This is a genomic window from Enterovibrio coralii (assembly GCF_001559595.1).
GTDB lineage: Bacteria > Pseudomonadota > Gammaproteobacteria > Enterobacterales > Vibrionaceae > Enterovibrio > Enterovibrio coralii.
Genome location: NZ_LNTY01000011.1, coordinates 1 through 20,957 on the forward strand (window position 1 = coordinate 1; position 20,957 = coordinate 20,957).

Sequence of the window (20,957 nt, forward strand, 5' to 3'; positions counted from 1 at the left end):
CGACCGTAGCTCAGCTGGATAGAGTACCTGGCTACGAACCAGGCGGTCGGAGGTTCGAATCCTCCCGGTCGCGCCATTTCACTTTCAAACCCGATTGATGCCTATTTCAATCATGCCTGCGCGACCGTAGCTCAGCTGGATAGAGTACCTGGCTACGAACCAGGCGGTCGGAGGTTCGAATCCTCCCGGTCGCGCCATTTCTTCTTCTTTTGCATGTTCATGCAATTCAAAAGAATAAATCCTTACTTTTTGTAACACATCCTTTTCAATACCCTAATTCTTTTCTATTGTTTTGCCAGTTCTCAGAACTTTCCAATCGCATAAACCCAAAAAAAACCCATAAACCACACAATAAAACACTATTTTTTAGCATGTTTTTTTGGCAACAAATCCAGTAGCCATTCCTCAAACCGAAATTAACATCTTGGCAACAATTGCGTATTTTTATTGCGTCAGAGGCCGAAAATGGCGCAATTCGTGAACATTACAGGATTGTCATCATTGTCATTTGTTAGTATTTTGACCACCTACTTAAATGAATAAGTAAAATCTCAAAAAAAGTCACACCCAATTTTCGAGATTGACGGGACTGACTTAACTTTTCGTTTTGTCAGTAGGATGCAAAGGAAGCAAAGATATGGATCTGGGAAGTACACTCCAGCAGGCTGCCGCGCTCATGCTCACAGGTATGGCGGTGGTTTTCATTTTTCTCACCATTTTGATTGGCTTGGTCAAACTCATGTCCAAGCTTGTCCCTGAAGAACTGCCGCCTCAAACTGCCTCGACAACCACGCCTTCAAGAAACGTGAGCGGGCAAATTCCGGGGGAAACCATCGCAGCAATTTCCGCTGCAGTGCACAAATACCGTAGTCGCCAGCGCTAGCTGATGCGAAACATACAATTACAAGGAGTTATGTCGTATGTCTAAGCCACTCGCTATAACAGATGTTGTCTTGCGCGATGCGCACCAATCATTATTTGCAACACGTATGCGCCTTGATGACATGTTACCGATCGCCGCAGCGTTGGACGATATCGGCTACTGGTCATTGGAAACGTGGGGCGGAGCAACGTTTGATGCGTGTATTCGTTACCTAGGCGAAGATCCATGGGTACGCCTGCGTGAGCTGAAAAAAGCCATGCCGAAGACCCCAATGCAAATGCTGTTGCGTGGTCAGAACCTATTGGGTTACCGCCACTACGCGGATGACGTTGTCGATAAGTTCGTTGAGCGTGCGCACGCCAACGGTATGGACGTGTTCCGTATCTTCGACGCAATGAATGACGTGCGTAACTTTGAACGCGCAGTCAAAGCAGCCGTTAAAGTCGGTGCACATGCCCAGGGTACGCTTTCTTATACCACCAGCCCTTATCATACCCTGGAAACATGGACCGATCTGGCGAAGCGTCTTGAAGACCTTGGCTGCCATTCTCTGTGTATCAAAGACATGTCTGGCCTGCTCAAGCCTTACGAAGCGGAAGAGCTGATCTCTCGCATCAAAGCGTCAACAGACATTCCGTTGGCACTGCACTGCCACGCGACAACCGGCCTTTCTACCGCAACGGCGGTGAAAGCGGTAGAAGCGGGTATCGATATTTTGGATACCGCCATCTCGTCAATGAGCCAGACTTACGGTCACACGCCAACTGAAACCGTGGTGGCGATGCTGCAAGGTGCTCAGCGCGATACGGGCTTGGATCTTGAGAAGCTGGAGCCAATCGCGGCGTACTTCCGTGAAGTGCGTAAGAAGTACGCGAAATTTGAAGGCCAACTGAAAGGCATCGACTCGCGCATTCTGATTGCACAGGTGCCAGGCGGTATGCTGACCAACATGGAAAGCCAGCTCAAAGAGCAAGGCGCAGCGGATCGCATGGATGAAGTACTCCAAGAAATCCCGCGCGTTCGTGAAGATCTGGGCTTCATTCCTCTGGTAACGCCAACGTCTCAAATCGTAGGTACCCAAGCGGTTATCAACGTATTGACGGGCGAGCGCTACAAGAGCATCACCAAAGAAACAGCAGGTGTGTTGAAAGGCGAATACGGCGCAGCACCGACTGACGTAAACCAAGAGCTGCAAGCACGTGTGCTTGACGGTGGTGAAGCGATCACTTGCCGTCCAGCGGATCTGCTTAAGCCTGAACTGCACATTCTGACTGACGAGCTGATCGCGAAGTCAAAAGAAGAAGGCATCTTGCTGGCAGAAGCACAAGTCGATGACGTACTGACGTATTCTCTGTTCCCACAAGTGGGCCTGAAGTTCCTGAAAAACCGTGGCAACCCTGACGCGTTTGAACCTGCACCGGGTAAAGAGCCTGCGCCAGTGGCAGAAGCACCGAAAGCGGCAGCTCCTGCACCTGCAGCGGGCGCAACCGAAGCGTACAGCGTTCAGGTGAACGGCCAGACCTATGATGTGGTGGTTGGTCCTCAAGGCGAACTGACCTCAGTAACGCCTGCAGCAGCATCTCCAGCTGCGGCTCCAGCGCCAGCACCAACGGCAGGCACAGCGGAAGCGGTTGCAGCACCGCTGGCAGGTAACATCTTTAAAGTGGTTGCGAAACAAGGCAACGAAGTTCAAGAAGGCGATGTCCTGCTTATCCTTGAAGCGATGAAGATGGAAACCGAAGTCCGCGCTGCACGCTCTGGTGTTGTACAAGATGTCATGGTGAAAGAGGGTGATTCAGTCACTGTTGGTTCGCCACTGATGAGCCTGGCGTAAGAGGGTAAACATGGAAGGTTTATTGATCCTCTGGTCTGAAACAGGTCTGGCAAATTTTGACTTTGGCCAGCTGGTGATGATCACCGTCGGCTGTGTGCTACTTTTCTTAGCAATTCGCAAGGGCTTTGAGCCCTTGCTGTTGCTGCCGATTGGTTTTGGTGCAGTGTTGGCAAACATCCCGAATGCGGGCTTCACTGAGCCAGGTGGTGTGCTTTACTACATCTACTACGTGGGTATTGAATCCGGTATCTTCCCGCTCCTGATCTTCATGGGCGTGGGCGCGATGACCGATTTTGGTGCCTTGATTGCTAACCCTCGTACGCTTTTGTTAGGTGCGGCGGCGCAGTTCGGTATCTTCGCAACCTTGTTTGGCGCGATCTTGTTGAACCTGATCCCGGGTATGGACTTCACACTGGCTGATGCGGCGTCTATCGCCATCATCGGTGGTGCAGATGGCCCAACGGCGATCTTCTTGGCAAGCCGACTCTCGCCAGACTTGCTCGGTGCGATCGCGGTCGCGGCATACAGCTACATGGCACTGGTGCCAATCATCCAGCCGCCAATCATGAAAGCACTGACCACGCCGGAAGAGCGCAAGATCAAGATGGACCAGCTCCGTCATGTCTCGAAGACCGAGAAGATCATCTTCCCGCTGGCCGTTCTGATGATGGCAATCTTGTTCCTGCCTTCAGCAACGCCGCTGGTCGGTATGTTCTGTCTGGGTAACTTGATGCGTGAGAGTGGCGTGGTTGACCGTCTGTCGAACACGGCGCAGAACGAGCTGATCAACATCGTGACCATCTTCTTGGGTCTGGCTGTTGGTTCTAAGCTTCAAGCGAACGAGTTCCTGCAGTTTGAAACTCTGGGTATCTTGGTATTGGGTGCGGTTGCGTTCAGTATCGGTACCGGCGCAGGTGTTCTGATGGCGAAATTGCTGAACAAGTTCAGCAAAGATGCTATCAACCCATTGATTGGTGCCGCGGGCGTATCGGCAGTGCCGATGGCTGCGCGTGTTGTGAACAAGGTAGGTCTTGAGGCGAACTCTCAAAACTTCCTGTTGATGCACGCAATGGGACCAAACGTAGCGGGTGTATTGGGCTCAGCAGTAGCTGCCGGTGTACTGTTGGCACTGGTTGGCTAACCCCATTTACGCAGAAATAAAATAAACAGGCGGAAGGCATTGAGTCTTCCGCCTTTTTTATCGACACTGTTCGTCACTCACTGAGCAAGTAAGGACGACAGGTATGTCTCAAAACCTTCAACTGGCTATCACCGCATTTGGTGGCCCTGAAACCCTCAAGCTTCAACACACTTCTGTTCCAACGCCAAACGACAACCAAGCCTTGGTGAAAGTCGCGTTTGCTGGCGTGAACCCAATTGATGCCAAAACCCGTGCGGGATTGGGTTGGGGCGCGGAGAAAATCAAAGACAGTTTGCCTTGGGTGCCGGGCTTTGACGCGGCAGGCACGATTGTGTCTGATGCGGGGGCGTTCAAGGCAGGTGATCGTGTTGTTGGGCGCATCGTTGAAGGTGGCGGTTATGGACAATACCTTTGCGCTGATCTTGATGCCCTTTCTCGTATTCCAGATGGCGTGTCTTTTGAGCAAGCTGCATGTCTGCCTGTCGCAGGGTTAACTGCGCTGCAAGCATTGGAGCTTGCAGATGTTCAAGCAGGCGATCGCGTGTTAGTCCTTGCGGGTGCCGGTGGCGTTGGCCACATTGCGATTCAGCTTGGTAAAGCCAAAGGCGCAGAAGTGTTCGCAAGCTGTTCATCAGCCAATACCGACTTTGTGTCTTCATTAGGCGCAACGGCGCTGGATTACAGAGACCAAGCGTTGGATGCGCAGGTACAGGACATCGATGTCTTGATTGACCTAATGGGCGGTGATGTGGGCGAAGCAGCACTGGCTTGCGTCAAGGCTGGCGGTCGCGTGGTTACGGTACCCACAATCACAGCCCCGCGTATTATTGATGCCGCAAAAGAGAAAGGCATAGAAGCGCAGGGGATGTTGGTTAAGCCTAACACTCAGCAACTCGATATGCTGACAGCAGCCATTGAAGCCAAATCCTTACTTGTCGAAATCACCAAAATTTATCCGCTTGAACAAGGCGTTCAGGCGCATGTCGATATTCAATCTGGCCGCACACGCGGCAAAATCTTGCTGGAGATGCCTTGATGAGTCGTTACGACCAATATGACGCCTTTATTTTTGATATGGATGGAACGCTGATAGATTCCATGCCGGGACACTTTGGTGCCTGGCAACAAACCGCGTCAGATTTTGGTTTTGAAGTAGACAAAGAGTGGTACTTAACCCGTTTTGGTAGTCCAACACTGCTGACGGCAAAATCCTTAGTGGAAGACTTTGGGCTGGATATTGACCCAAAAGTATTGGCGGAGCGTAAAACAGAACACTTTGTCAGTCTGCTCGACAAATACGTAGAAGTGCTGCCGTTTGCCGACGTCGCGCGCCGCTATGCGGGCAAAAACCGATGGCAGTGGGAACGGGCACCATGTCCGGCCTTGCGACCGACATGCTTAAAAAAGCCGGCCTGTATGAGCTGTTTGATGTGGTCGTGGGTGCTGAACACGTCGAGGCACACAAACCCGCTCCAGACACCTTCTTGCACTGTGCCGAGCTTTTGAATGTTGCGCCAAGCAAATGTCTGGTGTTTGAAGATGCCGATTTTGGTGTGGATGCCGCGGTAGCAGGCGGAATGGATGTCATTGATGTACGGGTGACAGACGTTGGATTGGATTAGTGGTGATTCGGCACTGTGGGTTCTATTTTCAACCGGTTTTCTCAGTGCCACTTTGCTGCCGGGAGCTCAGAAGCCAATCTGATTTTCCTGCTCAAAGAAAGCAGTTATGGCATCGCCATATTGGTGCTTGTCGCGACATTAGGTAACACGCTTGGCGGCATGACCAACTATTGGATTGGTCGATTTATTCCAGAGCGAACCCTGTCGCAAAAACATGGTCAAAAGGCCATTAGCTGGCTGCAAAAGTATGGCTATTGGACCTTATTGCTGAGCTGGTTGCCGATCATCGGTGACCCTTTGTGTCTCGCTGCGGGATGGCTTCGTCTCAAGCAGCGTTGGTGCTGGTTGTTGATTGCGCTCGGAAAAGGCGTGAGATATTTGCTGTTGGCACTGATCACCCGTGGACTGCTCAGTATTTGAAGCTTAAAACAACACGAGACGGTCTATCTCCTCTCGTGTTGTCATTGAAATTTGAAGGATAGCGTGTGCGTTACTTTTTTCTTACGGCAGTCGCGCTAGGACTGTCCGGCTGTGGAGCGTATCAAGCCTCCACGACTATGACGCTACCTGAAGGCGTCACCTTCGTTGAAGAACATAAAGCAGCAGGCAATGGCCCTGCGATCCCCTACCAAAAATACACATTAGATAACGGACTGACTGTTATCCTGCATCCTGATAAGTCCGATCCTTTGGTGCATGTCGATGTGACTTATCACGTGGCTCTGCCCGTGAAGAGGCTGGTAAATCTGGTTTTGCACATTTCTTTGAGCACATGATGTTCCAAGGCTCGGAGCATGTTGGCGATCAACAGCACTTTAAAATGGTGACGGAATCAGGCGGTAGCGTAAACGGCACCACCAATCGTGATCGCACCAACTATTACGAAACCGTGCCTGCCAACGAGCTGGAAAAAATGCTGTGGCTGGAGTCCGACCGCATGGGCTTCTTGCTCAATGCCGTCTCTCAGCGCAAGTTTGAAATTCAACGCGATACCGTGAAAAACGAGCGCGCGCAGAACTTTGATAACCGTCCATATGGGCTGGTTCAGGAAACACTTGCGGCAACCTTGTACCCGCCGCAACATCCTTACAGTTGGCCGACTATTGGTTACGTGGATGATCTCAACAGTGTCGACGTCAACGATCTGAAAGACTTCTTCCTGCGTTGGTATGGCCCTAACAATGCCACGCTCACTATCGGCGGGGACATCAATGTGCCTCAAACCCTCGCATGGGTAGAAAAATACTTTGGGGATATTCCTGAAGGTCCTAAAGTGAAGAAGGCTGACAAGTGGCCTGTGACCATTGATGCCGACCGCTTTGTGACACTCGAAGATAAAATCCAACAGCCTATGCTGGTCATGAGCTGGCCGACAGAATACCCAGATGCTGACGAGCGATTGGCACTGGATATGCTGGCATCAGTGTTGGGGCAAGGCAGAAACAGCCTGCTTTACCAAGATTTGGTGAAACCGGGCAAAGCACTGAGCGCAAGTGCGTACCAAGACTGTGGTGAGCTTGCCTGTAACTTCCAGCTTTATGTGCTGGGCAATCAAGGTGATGATCTGACGGACATTCGTGAAGACGTGATGGATGTGCTGGATACCTTGCAAACCCGCGGCATCAAACAAGATGACCTTGAGCAGGTGAAAGGCAGTGCCGAAGCGGGCGCAGTATTTGGCTTACAGAGCGTGCATGGCAAGGTGGCTCAGCTCGCGTCCAACGAGACCTTCTATGGTGAACCAGACCGTTTGGGGCAATGGCTGAAAGACTTGGATGATGTGACCACCAAAGACGTTGAGCAAGCGTTTGATGATTACATCTGGCACAAGCCGTCGGTCAACGTATCTGTGGTACCTGCGGGTAAAAAGGCACTCGAAGCTGAACCTCAAAACTTCACCCCAGTGCGCGCAGAGCGCGATGACAGCGCGTCTGAAAAAACCGCGATGCGTGAAACCCCAGAGACATTCGACAGAAACATTGTCCCACCACCAAGCGGGGCAGTGACGGTTAAAGTGCCGGAGCTTTATCACTCCAAACTTGGGAATGGCATCGAAATTACCGGTGCCGTATCCGACGAAACGCCGACCGTCGCCATGCACCTTATCATTCCTGCTGGCAGCTTGATGGAACCGGAAGGTAAGAATGGCTTGGCGTCTTTAACCGCCGATCTGATAGCGGAAGGCACCACCAATCAAACCAGCGAGGAAATCGCCGCAGAGTTGGATCGCTTGGGATCAACCGTGAGCTTCAGTGCGTCGTCGAAAGGGACGACAGTCAGCGTGTCTTCGCTGACCAAGAACCTTCGTGAAACCTTGATGATTGCCGGTGACATGCTGTTTAACCCGCGCTTCAGTCAGGAAGACTTTGACCGCTTGAAGAAGCAGGCAATTGAAGGCATTCAATTCAGCCACCAAACGCCACAATGGCAAGCGGGTCAGGCACGACGTGAAGTGTTGTTCAGCGACCCTTGGCATGTGTTGCCTTCTGAAGGCACCAAAGAAACGTTAAGCAGCTTGACGCTCGATGATGTTAAAGCGTTTTACGCCAATAACTACACGCCGGATGATGCCCGACTAATTGCGGTCGGCGACATCGACAAACAAACACTGCTGTCGAAAATCAATGGTCTGAGCCGTTGGAAAGGCCCCGAGGCAAAGGCACCGGAAAAAGCCGTGTTGAAGCAGTACGCAAAACCGCAAATTTGGCTGGTAGACAAACCGGGTGCGCCGCAAAGTGTGGTACAGATGGTGCGCCACGCCATGCCTTATGATGCAACGGGAGAGATGTTCAAAACCCAACTGGCGAACTTTAACCTTGCCGGTAACTTCAACTCGCGATTGAACCTAAACCTTCGTGAAGACAAAGGTTACACCTATGGGGCGGGCGGTTATGTGATTGGCGGTGACAATTCAGGTCGCATTGTGTTTCAGGCTCAGGTGCGCGCAAACAGCACGGTGGATACCGTCAAAGAAATGCGCAAAGAGCTTGGCAACATGGCCACCCATGGTATGACGGATGATGAGCTGTCATTCCTGCGTCTGGCGGTAGGACAAAAAGATGCGCTGAGCTATGAAACGCCGGGAGACAAAGCCGGTCTTATTGCAAACATCATGCGCCATGATTTGCCGTCTGATTACAAGGCTCAGCAGAAAGCCATCATTGAATCCATTAACACAGAAACCCTCGATGCGTTGTCGCAAAAATGGTTCCAACCAGACGACTATCAGGTGATTGTTGTGGGTGATGCAGCGTCCCTTGAACCGTCCTTAAAGACGTTGGGTCTGCCTGTAAAACGTTTATTGATTGAGAATTGAATAACTTTTTACAGATAGTTAGGTAAAGTTAAAAAAGAGTGAGATGGCTTTTGCAGAAAAGAGTGATTATGCTTAGCCATCTTACTGTTTAAAAATATAAACGAGTACAGCCTTGACTAGTTTTACCCAAAGGTTGGCGGCGTTTTCTGAGCATCCAGAAGCGCTAGCAGGTATTGGACGTGGTGTGGAGCGTGAAGCGCTACGTATTACACCGAAAGGAACCCTGTCGTCTGCCGCACATCCAGAGGCGTTAGGCTCTGCCCTGACCCACAAATGGATCACCACTGATTTTGCAGAGCAGTTGCTGGAGTTCATTACCCCAGTAAGCCATTCAGTGCCTGAAATGCTGACTCAGTTGCAGGATATTCACCGCTTCACGTACCGTGCAATGGACGGTGAGTCACTGTGGCCACTTTCCATGCCATGTTACGTGGCGCAAGAAGACGACATTACGCTTGCCCAATATGGTTCGTCGAATGTTGGTCGCATGAAAACCTTGTACCGCCAAGGCCTGAAGCACCGCTACGGCAGTGTGATGCAGATTATCTCTGGCGTGCACTTTAACTTCTCTTTCTCTGACCGTTTTTGGCAGCAGTTGTTTGGCGATCAAACACCGTATGCGCGTCAGGAGTCTATCTCCGATGCCTATTTTGGTTTGATCCGAAATTACTACCGCTTCGGTTGGATGATCCCGTATCTGTTTGGTGCATCACCGGCACTTTGTGGATCGTTCATCAAGAAGACCGACTCCTCGCTGGATTTTAAAACCATAGGCCAGGGTACCTGCTATCTGCCTTACGCCACGTCGTTGCGTTTGAGCGATCTGGGTTACACCAACAGCGCGCAAAGCGGTTTGAAGATTGGCTTTAACAGCTTGAGCAATACCTTCAGGGTGTGCGTGCGGCGATCGGTACGCCGTCGGCGGATTTCGCCAAGATCGGTGTGAAAGATGACGCGGGTTACCGTCAATTGAATGCCAATGTGCTGCAGATTGAAAACGAGCTCTACGCACCTATCCGTGCTAAGCGTGTGGCGAAAAGCGGCGAAAAACCGTCAGAAGCCCTTGAACGTGGTGGTGTGGAATACATCGAAGTGCGTTCTTTGGACGTAAACCCGTTCACCCCGACGGGCATTGATGAAACACAAGCCTACTTCTTGGATTTGTTCCTGACCTGGAGTGTGTTGTCTGAGTCCGAGCCGATGACAGATTGCGAACTGCAATGCTGGCGTGAAAACTGGAACAAGATTGTTCTGGAAGGCCGTAAGCCGGGCCTGACGCTGCAGATTGGTTGTGAAGGTGAGCAACTGACACAAGCTGAATGGGGCAAGCGCGTGTTTGCTGATTTGGCTGAGCTGGCCGTACTGATGGACAAAGCCTACGGTGGCGACAAGTACCAGTCGGTCTGTCGTGAACTGTCGAGTTGGTTCGAAGACCCAGACAAAACTTTGTCTGCACGCCTTCTGAAGCAAATCATTGCGAATGAAAGCATTGGTAAAGTGGGCCTTTCTATTGCGGCGCAAAACAAAGAGCTGTTTGCCACCGGTGGCTATGATGCGTTCTCCGAGCAAGCTTTCATTGATGAAAGTGCGGCGAGCTTGTCGCGCCAAAAAGATGTGGAGCAGGGCGACGCTATCAGCTTTGAACAGTATCTGGCTGAGTATTTTGGTGATAGTGTATCGCTCTAATAAGATACCTTCGCACATAGAATGACAGACAGGTCGGTATCTCCGGCCTGTTTTTTTATCTGCGTATCCATGTCAAAACATTAGGGACTGTTATGCGTTTTTCTCCCAAGTGGCTGCTCGTGCTGGCACCATTGGTGTTGTCAGGTTGTGCAACGCCACCACCTAAAAACCCCGATAACCTCTGCAGCATTTTCCGCGAGTACGATGACTGGTATGAAGATGCGGTTGATATGGAAGACGACTGGGGAACGCCGATTCACATTGCCATGGCGTTTGTAAAACAAGAAAGCTCTTACATCCATGATGCCTTGCCGCCGCGCGACTATGTGCTGGGCTTTATTCCGTGGGGACGCGTAAGCAGTGCTTATGGTTACGCACAGGCGCAAGACCCGGCATGGTCTGATTACCAGAAAGCGACTAATAACGGTGGTTCGCGCACGGACTTCGGCGATGCGCTGCAATTTATTGGTTGGTATACCTCAGAAACGCAGCGTCAGTTAGGTATTTCCAAATGGGATGCTTACAACCAATACCTTGCGTATCATGAAGGACGTGGCGGGTTTAAACGCGGTACGTACAAGTCCAAACCCAAAGTCATGCAAGTGGCGAGAAAGGTTGACCGTCAAGCCAAGACCTACGGCGGTCAGCTACGAAGCTGTCGCGCCGAGCTCGAAGATAATCGCAGCTGGTGGCCGTTTTAACCGCAGTGAAAAAGCACCGATTTCTCGGTGCTTTTTTCGTTTTAGTCGAAGCCCATTTGCTGTCGACCCAATGGCGACAAATCGGCTTCCGTTGCACGGCCTGAATAGGTGCGCTCGTGATGTTCAGGGGCGAAGTCCGGGCAGCTTTCACCCGCCAAAAAAGCGTGGCGTTGCTTGACCAGAAACTGTCTGTTTTTCTCACAATCCGGTGCAGCACCAATGAATAAGACGTTACTGAAACCATCACCGTTGTGCTTGTCCTCCACGGCATGAATCGTATCAGGATGCCACCAGACCGTGTCGCCCGGATTCATTTTGGGAATCGAGACTAAACCTTCTAAAAGCAGCGGATGCCATTGGGCCGAAACCGTCAGTGCCCGCCCCGGTGCCGCGCCACACAAATCCTCATCCGGCACATCATCTTGAATGGCGCGCAGAAGCATATAAGGCATGGCGAGGTAGAAGGCACCATTTGCAGCGTGCCATCACCTTTGCCTTGTGGCGTTAACGCGACCCAGCCTTGAAAGGTGCGAAATACACTGCACACCGCAGGGGAAGGGAACTCTTCGACCTCGATACGGTTAGCCCCATGAAAGGCTTGATAGTCATGCCAATTACCTTGGAAAACATCGTGGTAGACCTTGCGATAGTGTGGCTCTATCCAACGTTCCACCGAACCTGAATCGACGTGAGGAGACAAGCCGAGTGTGGCATCGCCAGGCTCACGGCGTCTGAGGCGATCGGCGTAGCTGGCTTCCAAATCTGGGTTGAAATAGGTATGACCGCCATCTTGCCAAGTCCATAGGTGATTCAGGTGACGACGTGCCTTTGCCATATTGGGATGTTGGCGAGCCCAAATTTGTGCTGGAGACCAGTAAATCCCGAAGATCTGTGGCTTATCTGACTTTAATTGACTGAAGTAGTTATCTTCCACGGTGGGCACATGTTCGTAGTAGCCATTTTCGACGATATAGCGAGAGAGTTTCTCGTTGTGGGCAGTTACTTCGTCGCTTGGCAGCGTGTCGCGAATTATGCAACAACCCGCCCTTTGCACCTGCTGTTTTTGCGCTTCGCTAAACCCGCTTTCAGCGATATCGGAATACGCAAATTGAGGAATGGCTGAGCCGCATTTTTCAGCCTCTTTGATACGCTCGACTTCGGCTTCCATCGCTTTGGTCACGTCCTCAAAGCGCGCCTTGTAATCGGGAGCCTGCGCTTTTAGAGCGGCTTTAAAATCTCGGATCTGCTGCGGCAAGTTTTCCGTGGAGAGAGCCATAGTAACCTCCTACCTGTTTTCTCACTTTTCAGTCATACACGCCAATCGCATAGCAATCGTCAGGCCTTATAAGTGAATCGGAGTGCATATCGATTCTAAACCTGCAATCTGTCGGCGTGATCCATCCCTTGTTTTGAGGTTTACTGCTAACAAAAATGCAACCTCTATCGCACAAATATACTAAGTTTACTGGAACGTTCCAGTTTATTTTTTAATCAGATCGCGATTTGGCTCGTATATAGTTGTAATTGAAAAGGTTGTTTTTCATTTGGCCTGATTTCGTGAGTGAAAGGTGGGTTTTCCATTGGTAGAACGCAAATCTTCACGAGGCGCAGAAGGCCGAAAAGCTACCGTGGTTGATGTGGCAAAAGTGGCGGGTGTGTCGAAATCGACAGTGTCCTTGGTGCTGCGGGGAAGTGATGGTGTAAAGGCCGAAACGGTGACCAAGGTGAATCAGGCCATAGAGCAACTTGGTTATGTCTATAACCGGGATGCGGCGTCACTGAGAAACCGAGAGTCGAACCTTATCGCCATTGTCGCGAACGATTTGGCAAACCCGTATCTGGCGCAAGTCATTATGGCACTTGAGGCCGAGCTCGAACGGCGCGGTTTTATGCCTGTGGTGGTGAATATCAACGAAAGCGTCGCAAGGCAAACCACCATGATTGCTTCACTTCGCGAACACAACGTGGCGGGGTATTTCATGACGCCGGCACCAGAGACTGAAGCGGCATGGCTAAAGGGTTTAGCGACCCAAGAACATCCAGTGATCTGCTTAATGCGAGACGTGGCGGGCAGTGATGTGCCCTATGTGATGCCGGATAACGTGAAAGGGGTTTATCTCGCCACACAATACCTGATCAGCCTTGGCCACAAACGCATTGCTTTTGTAGGCGGGGTAGAAACGATTTCCGATTATCGGGAACGTAAACAAGGGTTTATTCAGGCAATGGAAGAGGCGCAACTGTCCGTGCGGGCAGGAGACATTGTGCCGAGTTCGACCAAGCGTGAAGGCGGAAAGGTCGCACTGCATCGCGTTCTCGACAGTGACAACAGCATCACGGCGGTGATGTGTTTCACCGATGTGGTGGCGTACGGGGTCTACAGCGCCTTAATGGAGCGCGGCCTCACCCCAGGAAAAGAGATTGCGGTTGTCGGGTTCGATGACCTAGAGGACAGCCGATTGATGTCTCCAGCACTTACCACAGTCAGGGTAAATGCTGAGGACATTGGTCGGGTGGCATGTGAGCGTTTGCAGCAATGGCGAGAGAACAACAGCGTGCCGGAAAGTGCCTTAGTTGGTGTGGAGCTGGTGGTGCGTTCTTCGTGCTGCTCCGTGGGGGAACGGGCTGGATGACAAGTCTAGGTTTTCCCGGTGTGAATGGAAGACTGCGGGAACGCAGTTCAACGACAGAGATGGGACAAAAATCATGAAAAAAACAGGCATGATGCAAACCCTGCCCCTCGCAGGCACTTTGCTGCTATCGGCAACCGTTGCTCAGGCAGAAGACGTAGAAGTTCTGCATTGGTGGACATCTGGCGGTGAGGCTGCCGCACTCAATGTTCTGAAAGAAGACCTTGGTGGACAAGGTATTGGCTGGCAGGACATGCCTGTTGCGGGTGGCGGTGGCGGTAACGCCATGACGGTACTGCGTGCTCGTGTTACGTCGGGCAATCCGCCTACCGCGGTGCAAATGCTCGGCTTTGATATTCAGGATTGGGCTGCAGAGGATGTGGTGGCAAACCTGAACAATGTGGCTGATGCCGAAGGCTGGAACGATGTGGTGCCGGGTGCACTGCAAGGGTTTGCCAAATACGACGGCAAATGGGTGTCTGCGCCTGTGAATGTGCATTCCACCAACTGGATTTGGGCCAACAAGAAATTGCTGGATGAAGTCGGTGCCAAGCAGCCTGAAAACTGGGACGAGCTGATTGCGACGCTCGATAAACTTAAAGCTGCGGGTTATATCCCACTCGCGCACGGCGGCCAGCTTGGCAGGACGCCACCATTTTTGATGGTGTTGTGCTGACCACAGGTGGCATCGACTTTTATAAGAAGGCCATGGTTGACTTAGACCCAGAAGCACTGGGTTCGGACACCATGGTGAAAGTGTTTGACCGTATGTCGCAGCTTCGCGGCTACGTGGATAAGAACTTCCCAGGCCGTGATTGGAACCTCGCCTCTGCGTTGGTGATTGAAGACAAAGCGGGCATGCAAATCATGGGCGACTGGGCGAAAGGGGAATTCCTCAAGGCGGGCAAAATACCCAACGAGGATTTCTTGTGTTTCCGCATGCCAGGCACACAAGGCATGGTGACCTTTAACGCCGACCAGTTTGTGATGTTTGATGTGGGCGATTCCAAAGCGCAGCAAGCGATGGCGAAAGCATCATGTCGCCGGAGTTCCAGTCTGCGTTCAACGTGGTGAAAGGCTCAGTGCCAGCGCGTACCGATGTTTCTAACGAAGCGTTTGATGCGTGTGGTAAGAAAGGCATGGCCGACCTGGCTGAAGCAAACAAAAACGGCACCCTTGTGGGCAGTATGGCTCACGGTCATGCAGCGCCAGCGGCAGTGAAAAATGGCGTTTATGATGTGGTGACCAACCACTTCAATGGCGGCATGGACTCGCAGCAAGCAACTAAAGCACTGGTTGCAGCGGTTCAAGACGCACAATAACAAGCGATAAGAGGAAGGGATTCGCCCTTCCTCTTTGTCTTGCTGGACAACCTTACGGATAGTCGTACCTCGCCGTTTGAAGGATCAACTATGGCCTCTGGAAAATACAGCTCGCGGCAATTTTGGCAGCAACTGTTGCCAAAAATCGTCATTGCCCCATCGTTCGCGCTGATCCTCTTTTTTGTCTATGGCTTCATTGCTTGGACAACCTACATTTCATTCAGCCGATCGCGCATGCTGCCTAACTACAACCTTGATGGCTCACGCCCTTACGAGAAACTGTGGAATAGCCTTAACTGGCAGGTCGCACTCGAAAACCTCGCCATTTTCGGCATTCTCTACATCGTGATTTGTTGTGCGCTAGGCCTTTTGCTTGCCATCTTGCTGGACCAAAAAATACGGATTGAAGGCGGGTTAAGACCGATTTTCCTCTATCCCATGGCACTGAGCTTTATTGTCACAGGGACGGCTTGGAAGTGGTTTTTAAATCCCGGCCTTGGCCTTGAAAAAACCATGCACGAGTTTGGTTGGGAGAGTTTCAGTTTTGACTGGCTCATCAATCCCGACATGGCGATATACACGGTCGTTATTGCGGGGGTTTGGCAAACCTCGGGGTTTGTCATGGCGATGTTCTTGGCAGGTTTACGCGGTATCGACAGTGAAATGCTCAAGGCTGCGCAGCTTGATGGTGCATCTTCGTTTCAGATGTACCGCCGGATCATCATCCCTCAGTTGCGCCCTGTGTTTTTGAGTGCCTTTATCGTGCTCGCCCACATGGCGATAAAAAGCTATGACTTGGTGATTGCCTTAACTGGCGGCGGGCCGGGTAATGCCACCGAGCTTCCGGCCACCTTCATGTATTCGTACACCTTCTCCCGAAACCAAATGGCAGTAGGCTCAGCCAGTGCCATCATCATGCTGATGACCATCGCGGCAATCATCGTGCCTTACCTCTACAGCGAGTTGAAGGAGCCTAAGCATGGACAGCATTGATAACAAATCGCCGTTCCAAGGGGCGAAATTTTGGCGGGCGTTGATTTACACCACCTTGATTGTGTTTGCTTGCATGTACCTGTTGCCGCTTTTCGTCATGCTGGTGACCTCGTTTAAAGAGCTGGATGAAATCCGTCAGGGCAACATGCTGGCGCTGCCGCAAGTCTGGACGGTAGAGCCGTGGATATCCGCTTGGGGAACCGCGTGTATCGGCCTGACATGTGAAGGGATCAGCGGGTATTTTTCCAACTCCATTATGATCACTGTGCCTGGGGTGCTGATCTCGACGATCCTCGGTGCTTTGAACGGTTACGTGCTGACTAAGTGGCGTTTCCCCGGACATAAATGGGTGTTCGGCCTCATGCTGTTTGGCTGCTTCATCCCGTTTCAGGTGGTGTTGGTGCCCATGAGTCAGGTGCTCGGCACATTGGGGATAGCGAACACCACCGCTGGGCTGGTCTTGGTGCATGTCATCTACGGCCTTGGTTTCACCACCTTGTTCTTCCGCAACTACTATGAAGCATTCCCGAGTGAGCTTATTCGCGCAGCCATGATTGACGGCGCGGGCTTCTTCCAAATGTTCTTCCGTATTTTACTGCCAAGCTCGGGGCCCATCATTGTGGTCACCATCATTTGGCAGTTCACCAACATCTGGAACGACTTTCTGTTTGGTGCGTCGTTCTCGTCGGGCAGCACGGCACCGATTACGGTGGCACTCAATAACTTGGTGAACTCTTCAACCGGTGTGAAGGAATACAACGTACACATGGCGGGAGCCATGATCGCAGCATTACCGACACTCTTGGTGTATATCCTGGCAGGGCGTTACTTTGTTCGCGGTCTGATGGCAGGCTCAGTAAAAGGATAATCTGAATGGCATCTTTGACACTCAATAACGTGAAAAAACGCTTTGGTCATATCGAAGTTTTGAAAGGGATAGACATTGCCATCGACGATGGTGATTTTCTGGTGCTGGTGGGACCATCAGGTTGCGGCAAGTCCACACTGCTGAACATGATTGCGGGGCTGGACAGTATTAGTGATGGGCAAGTTTCGATTGGGGATGTCGTGATTAACGACCTGCATCCGGCAGACCGAGATATTGCATGGTGTTTCAGTCATACGCGCTGTATCCCAACATGACTGTGTCGCAGAACATCTCCTTTGGTTTGGAAATGCGTAAAGTGCCTAAACCAGAGCGCGACAAAAAAATCGGTGAAGTCTCTGCCATGTTGCAGATTGAACATTTGCTGAGTCGCAAACCCGGTCAACTGTCGGGTGGTCAGCGACAGCGTGTGGCGATGGGGCGTGCTTTGGTACGAGACCCGAAAATATTTTTGTTCGATGAGCCGCTATCAAACTTAGACGCCAAGCTTCGTGTTGATATGCGTACCGAGATTAAACGTCTCCATCAACGTTTAAACGCCACCATTGTGTACGTGACTCACGATCAGATTGAAGCCATGACACTGGCAACCAAGATTGCGGTGATGAAAGACGGCGAGTTGCAGCAGCTTGGTTCGCCTGCTGAGGTGTATGACGATCCGGCCAATACCTTTGTCGCGACCTTTATGGGAAGCCCGTCAATGAACTTGATTGATGCCAAGGTGATTGAAGCAGATGCCAATCGCACCGTCTTGGAGCTAGAAGGCTTTGATGGTGCGCACCAGTCCATCGCATTTAACACGGGATTTGCTGAGCTAGGTGCTTACGTAGGACAAACGGTAAACCTTGGCGTAAGGCCAGAAGACATCACAGAACAAGCAGACGGTGAAGACACCTTGCTGTGTAAAGTCGATGTCACTGAGCCAACTGGGGCGGATACCTATGTCATCACATCGCTTGGCGGCAAGGAAGTGGTGGCAAGAATGCCTGCCAACGCCGCGCTTAATGCGGGTGATATGGCGCATCTTGGTTTAACCCTGAAAAGCTGGTGCTGTTTGATGCTAAAACTGGCAGCCGTATACGCTGATATTCAGTGCAAGATAGACAAACAAAAAGGGCACGCCGAAGCGTGCCCTTTTTTATCGATAGCCGTTAGCCCACGTTGAGGCCTGATACCGTCTGAGCGACATTCTCTGCCCCAGAGCGAATCTCTTCCATTACTGCGGAGGCTTCGGAGATTTGCTGGGTACCTTTGCCTGCAGATTCTGACACGCTGGACATCTTTCGGGTGGCTTCTGACGTTAGCTCGCGGTTCTTTTTCACCACGTCTGCGATTTCAGAGGTCGATTGGCTGGTTCTCGCAGCAAGTTGGCGCACCTCATCGGCCACCACCGCAAAGCCACGGCCTTGGTCACCGGCACGGGCTGCCTCAATGGCGGCATTCAGTGCCAGCAAGTTGGTTTGGTCTGCAATGTCACTGATCGTAGAAACGATCGCTTCAATGCTTTTCGACTGTTCATTCAGTTGTGAAATAGACGATGCCGTTTCCACCACCTGCTCCGATATAGATTGCGAGGTGGCGACTGTTGAACCAAGCACATCTGACCCACGGGTCGCGATTTCTGCCGTTTTCACTGACGTGGTGTAAGCCACTTGTGCTGCTTCACGGATCGCGTGCTCTTGCGTGACTTTTTCCGTGATGTTGTTGGCGAACTTGACGACACGCACCACATTACCTGCTTTGTCGAACACAGGGTTGTAGGTCGCACGAAGCCAAAGCACATTGCCCATGCTGTCTTTGCGTTCAAATTGTCCGCCTTTGAAATCACCAGCGGCAAGCTCACCCCAGAAGTTAGGGTTGTCCTGATAGAACTTGTCGGGACAGAACATGCGGTGGTGCTTACCTTGGATTTGGTCAAGGGTATAACCCACTGCGCCGAGGAAGTTGTCGTTGGCTTTGATGATGGTGCCGTCTGGGTGGAACTCAATCACCGCCATGGATTTGTTGAGTGCTTCAAATACGGCTTCTTGGTCATCGAGCTTCACTTTTTCTGCCGTGATATCGGCAGCAATCTTCATCACTTCCGTCACAACGCCATTGACCTTGATAGGAAAGTAAGTGGCTTCCAACCACAGACGCTCGCCTTTGGCGTTCAAGCGTGGGACTTGGCCGCTGATCACTTCACCAGAGCGAAGGCGTTCCCAAAAGCGTTGGTATTCTGCACTTTGGCCATACTCTGGGTCACACAACTCTCTATGGTGCTTCCCTGTCAATTGCTCCAGTGAAAAACCCACCGCACCGAGGAAAATCGCGTTTGCGTGTTTAACCACGCCTTCAGGGGTGAAATAGATGGTGGCGACACTGTTATTGATGGCATCCAATACCGCTTTGTTATGGATACCTTCTTCCTTTAAAGACTCTAATTCTTTTTTTAATTTGCCGTTGAACATGCTGTTACCCTTAAAACGTGAACCCAAAGTGTGGTTAAGCGACTCATTGAGCAATAGAGCAGCATCATTAGATGTTCCCTAATTAATAAATAGTTTAATAATTGAGACGTTGCCTACAAATGAACGATTAAATCTCGTGAGCTACCAGTCGAATTTTTGGCGCAACGAATGAAATAAAACACCAGTCTTTGACTGGTGTTTTAGTTTTCGATTTGGGGTCAGGCCTTGGAGGCTTTTGGCACGGGAAGGATTTTGACTTGCTTGACCATATTCTCTGCCACTTCGACAATTTCCATCTGGTGACCTTCCACTTCAATGCTGAGCGCACTGTTGGGGATGTCTTCAAGGTGTTCGAGAATGAGGCCGTTCAATGTTCTTGGGCCATCGGTAGGAAGTTCCCAGTTCAGGCTCTTGTTCAAATCACGGATATTGGCACTGCCTTCAATCATATAGCTGCCGTCTGGCAAGGCCGTGATTTCTTCTGCAAGGCTAGGCGACAGGGAAGTGGTAAATTCACCGACGATCTCTTCGAGAATATCTTCCAGCGTCACCAGACCAATGATGTCGCCGTATTCATCAACAATCAGACCAATACGTTCTTTATTGCGCTGGAACTTCAACATCTGCACGTTAAGTGGTGTGCCTTCGGGAATATAGTAGACCTCGTCGGCGGCACGCAGCAGGTGCTCTTTGGTGAATTCGTTCTCTACCATTTCGCGATAGGCTTCGCGCACTCGCAGCATGCCGACGACTTCATCTATGTTGTCGCGGTACAACACCATGCGGCCATGAGGCGCATGGGTGAGCTGACGAAGAATGGCTTTCCAGTCATCATTGACGTTGATGCCGGTGATTTCGTTGCGTGGCACCATGATGTCATTCACCGTGATTTCCTCAAGCTCAAGGATAGAGATGAGCATATCTTGGTGGCGACGAGGAATAAGGCTACCGGCTTCATTAACCACAGTGCGCAGCTCTTCTGAGCTGAGGTGGTCTTTGTTGTCAGTGTTTTTGCCCAGCCCCACAAGGCGAAGGAAGCCATTGGTGATGCCATTGACCATCCATACGACCGGATAGAGCACTTTCATTAATACTGAAAGCAGCAATGAACTGGTGTAGGAAACGCGTTCAGGATACAGCGCAGCAATGGTTTTTGGTGTGACCTCTGCAAAGACCAAGACGACAAGCGTTAAGCCACCTGTGGCGATAGCAACCCCGAGATCGCCGTAAAGACGCATGCCGAGAATGGTGGCAATGGCGGACGCGAGAATGTTAACGAGGTTATTGCCGATGAGGATCAGGCCAATCAGCCTGTCTGGGCGCTCAAGCAGTTTTTCAACACGCTTGGCACCCTTGTGACCTTGATTTGAAAGGTGTCTCAATCTGTAGCGGTTTAATGCCATCATTCCGGTTTCAGAACCGGAAAAGTACGCAGAGATGACGATGAGCAATACCAAAAGGGAAACGAGCGTTCCCGTCGATATGTCGTCCAA

Annotated in this window: 11 protein-coding genes, 1 tRNA gene and 7 pseudogenes; 16 read left to right on the forward strand and 3 right to left on the reverse strand. The window is 51.2% G+C overall.

Annotation, left to right across the window (positions count from 1 at the left end; genetic code table 11):
• Positions 1-120 precede the first annotated feature (120 nt).
• The 11 genes and pseudogenes from ATN88_RS04330 (at position 121) to ATN88_RS04375 (ending at position 11,183) form a co-directional block, all read left to right on the forward strand.
• Positions 121-197, forward strand: a tRNA-Arg gene (locus ATN88_RS04330).
• A gap of 440 nt (positions 198-637) precedes the next feature.
• Entirely contained in the window at positions 638-883 is a 246-nt protein-coding gene (locus ATN88_RS04335; RefSeq protein WP_067411994.1) for an oxaloacetate decarboxylase subunit gamma, read from the forward strand.
• A gap of 37 nt (positions 884-920) precedes the next feature.
• Positions 921-2,717, forward strand: a complete 1,797-nt coding sequence (gene oadA, locus ATN88_RS04340; protein ID WP_067411995.1) for a sodium-extruding oxaloacetate decarboxylase subunit alpha — start codon at positions 921-923, stop codon at positions 2,715-2,717.
• Positions 2,718-2,727: 10 nt separating this feature from the next.
• Positions 2,728-3,858 carry a sodium ion-translocating decarboxylase subunit beta gene (locus ATN88_RS04345; RefSeq protein ID WP_067412002.1) on the forward strand — a complete coding sequence of 377 codons (1,131 nt, stop codon included), beginning with the start codon at positions 2,728-2,730 and terminating at the stop codon, positions 3,856-3,858.
• A 103-nt stretch (positions 3,859-3,961) separates the two neighbouring features.
• Positions 3,962-4,894, forward strand: a complete 933-nt coding sequence (locus ATN88_RS04350) for an NADP-dependent oxidoreductase (protein WP_067412007.1) — start codon at positions 3,962-3,964, stop codon at positions 4,892-4,894.
• 62 nt (positions 4,895-4,956) lie between these two features.
• Positions 4,957-5,076 (forward strand): annotated as a pseudogene (locus ATN88_RS28120) (fructose-1-phosphate/6-phosphogluconate phosphatase); the annotation flags it as partial.
• A 134-nt stretch (positions 5,077-5,210) separates the two neighbouring features.
• The gene (locus tag ATN88_RS28125; protein ID WP_269748098.1) at positions 5,211-5,480 is read left to right on the forward strand and encodes an HAD-IA family hydrolase; all 270 of its coding nucleotides are present in this window, start codon (positions 5,211-5,213) and stop codon (positions 5,478-5,480) included.
• Positions 5,467-5,900 (forward strand): annotated as a pseudogene (locus ATN88_RS04360) (YqaA family protein). Before ATN88_RS28125 ends, ATN88_RS04360 begins: the two are co-directional and overlap by 14 nt.
• Positions 5,901-5,965: 65 nt before the next feature.
• Positions 5,966-8,796, forward strand: a pseudogene (locus ATN88_RS04365) (M16 family metallopeptidase).
• Between the two features lie 133 nt (positions 8,797-8,929).
• Positions 8,930-10,482 (forward strand): annotated as a pseudogene (gshA, locus tag ATN88_RS04370) (glutamate--cysteine ligase).
• Positions 10,483-10,574: 92 nt separating this feature from the next.
• A complete protein-coding gene (locus tag ATN88_RS04375; protein WP_067412009.1) occupies positions 10,575-11,183 on the forward strand; it encodes a transglycosylase SLT domain-containing protein in 609 nt (202 codons plus the stop codon).
• 41 nt (positions 11,184-11,224) lie between these two features.
• On the opposite strand, the pseudogene ATN88_RS04380 reads toward ATN88_RS04375, so the two are convergent.
• Positions 11,225-12,459, reverse strand: a pseudogene (locus tag ATN88_RS04380) (YbiU family protein).
• 352 nt (positions 12,460-12,811) lie between these two features.
• Between ATN88_RS04380 and ATN88_RS04385 the strand changes: the two are divergent.
• From ATN88_RS04385 to ATN88_RS04405, 5 genes and pseudogenes are all read left to right on the forward strand, one after another.
• The gene (locus ATN88_RS04385; RefSeq protein WP_067412080.1) at positions 12,812-13,816 is read left to right on the forward strand and encodes a LacI family DNA-binding transcriptional regulator; all 1,005 of its coding nucleotides are present in this window, start codon (positions 12,812-12,814) and stop codon (positions 13,814-13,816) included.
• A 73-nt stretch (positions 13,817-13,889) separates the two neighbouring features.
• Positions 13,890-15,135 (forward strand): annotated as a pseudogene (locus tag ATN88_RS28800) (ABC transporter substrate-binding protein).
• A gap of 90 nt (positions 15,136-15,225) precedes the next feature.
• Positions 15,226-16,128 (forward strand): carbohydrate ABC transporter permease, encoded by a 903-nt coding sequence (locus ATN88_RS04395; RefSeq protein ID WP_067412011.1) that lies wholly within the window; start codon positions 15,226-15,228, stop codon positions 16,126-16,128.
• The gene (locus ATN88_RS04400) at positions 16,115-16,996 is read left to right on the forward strand and encodes a carbohydrate ABC transporter permease (RefSeq protein ID WP_067412013.1); all 882 of its coding nucleotides are present in this window, start codon (positions 16,115-16,117) and stop codon (positions 16,994-16,996) included. Before ATN88_RS04395 ends, ATN88_RS04400 begins: the two co-directional genes overlap by 14 nt.
• A gap of 5 nt (positions 16,997-17,001) precedes the next feature.
• Positions 17,002-18,100: pseudogene (locus ATN88_RS04405) on the forward strand (ABC transporter ATP-binding protein).
• Positions 18,101-18,165: 65 nt separating this feature from the next.
• On the opposite strand, the gene ATN88_RS28130 reads toward ATN88_RS04405, so the two are convergent.
• The gene (locus ATN88_RS28130; protein WP_067412082.1) at positions 18,166-19,464 is read right to left on the reverse strand and encodes a methyl-accepting chemotaxis protein; all 1,299 of its coding nucleotides are present in this window, start codon (positions 19,462-19,464) and stop codon (positions 18,166-18,168) included.
• 218 nt (positions 19,465-19,682) lie between these two features.
• Entirely contained in the window at positions 19,683-20,957 is a 1,275-nt protein-coding gene (locus tag ATN88_RS04415; RefSeq protein ID WP_067412025.1) for an HlyC/CorC family transporter, read from the reverse strand.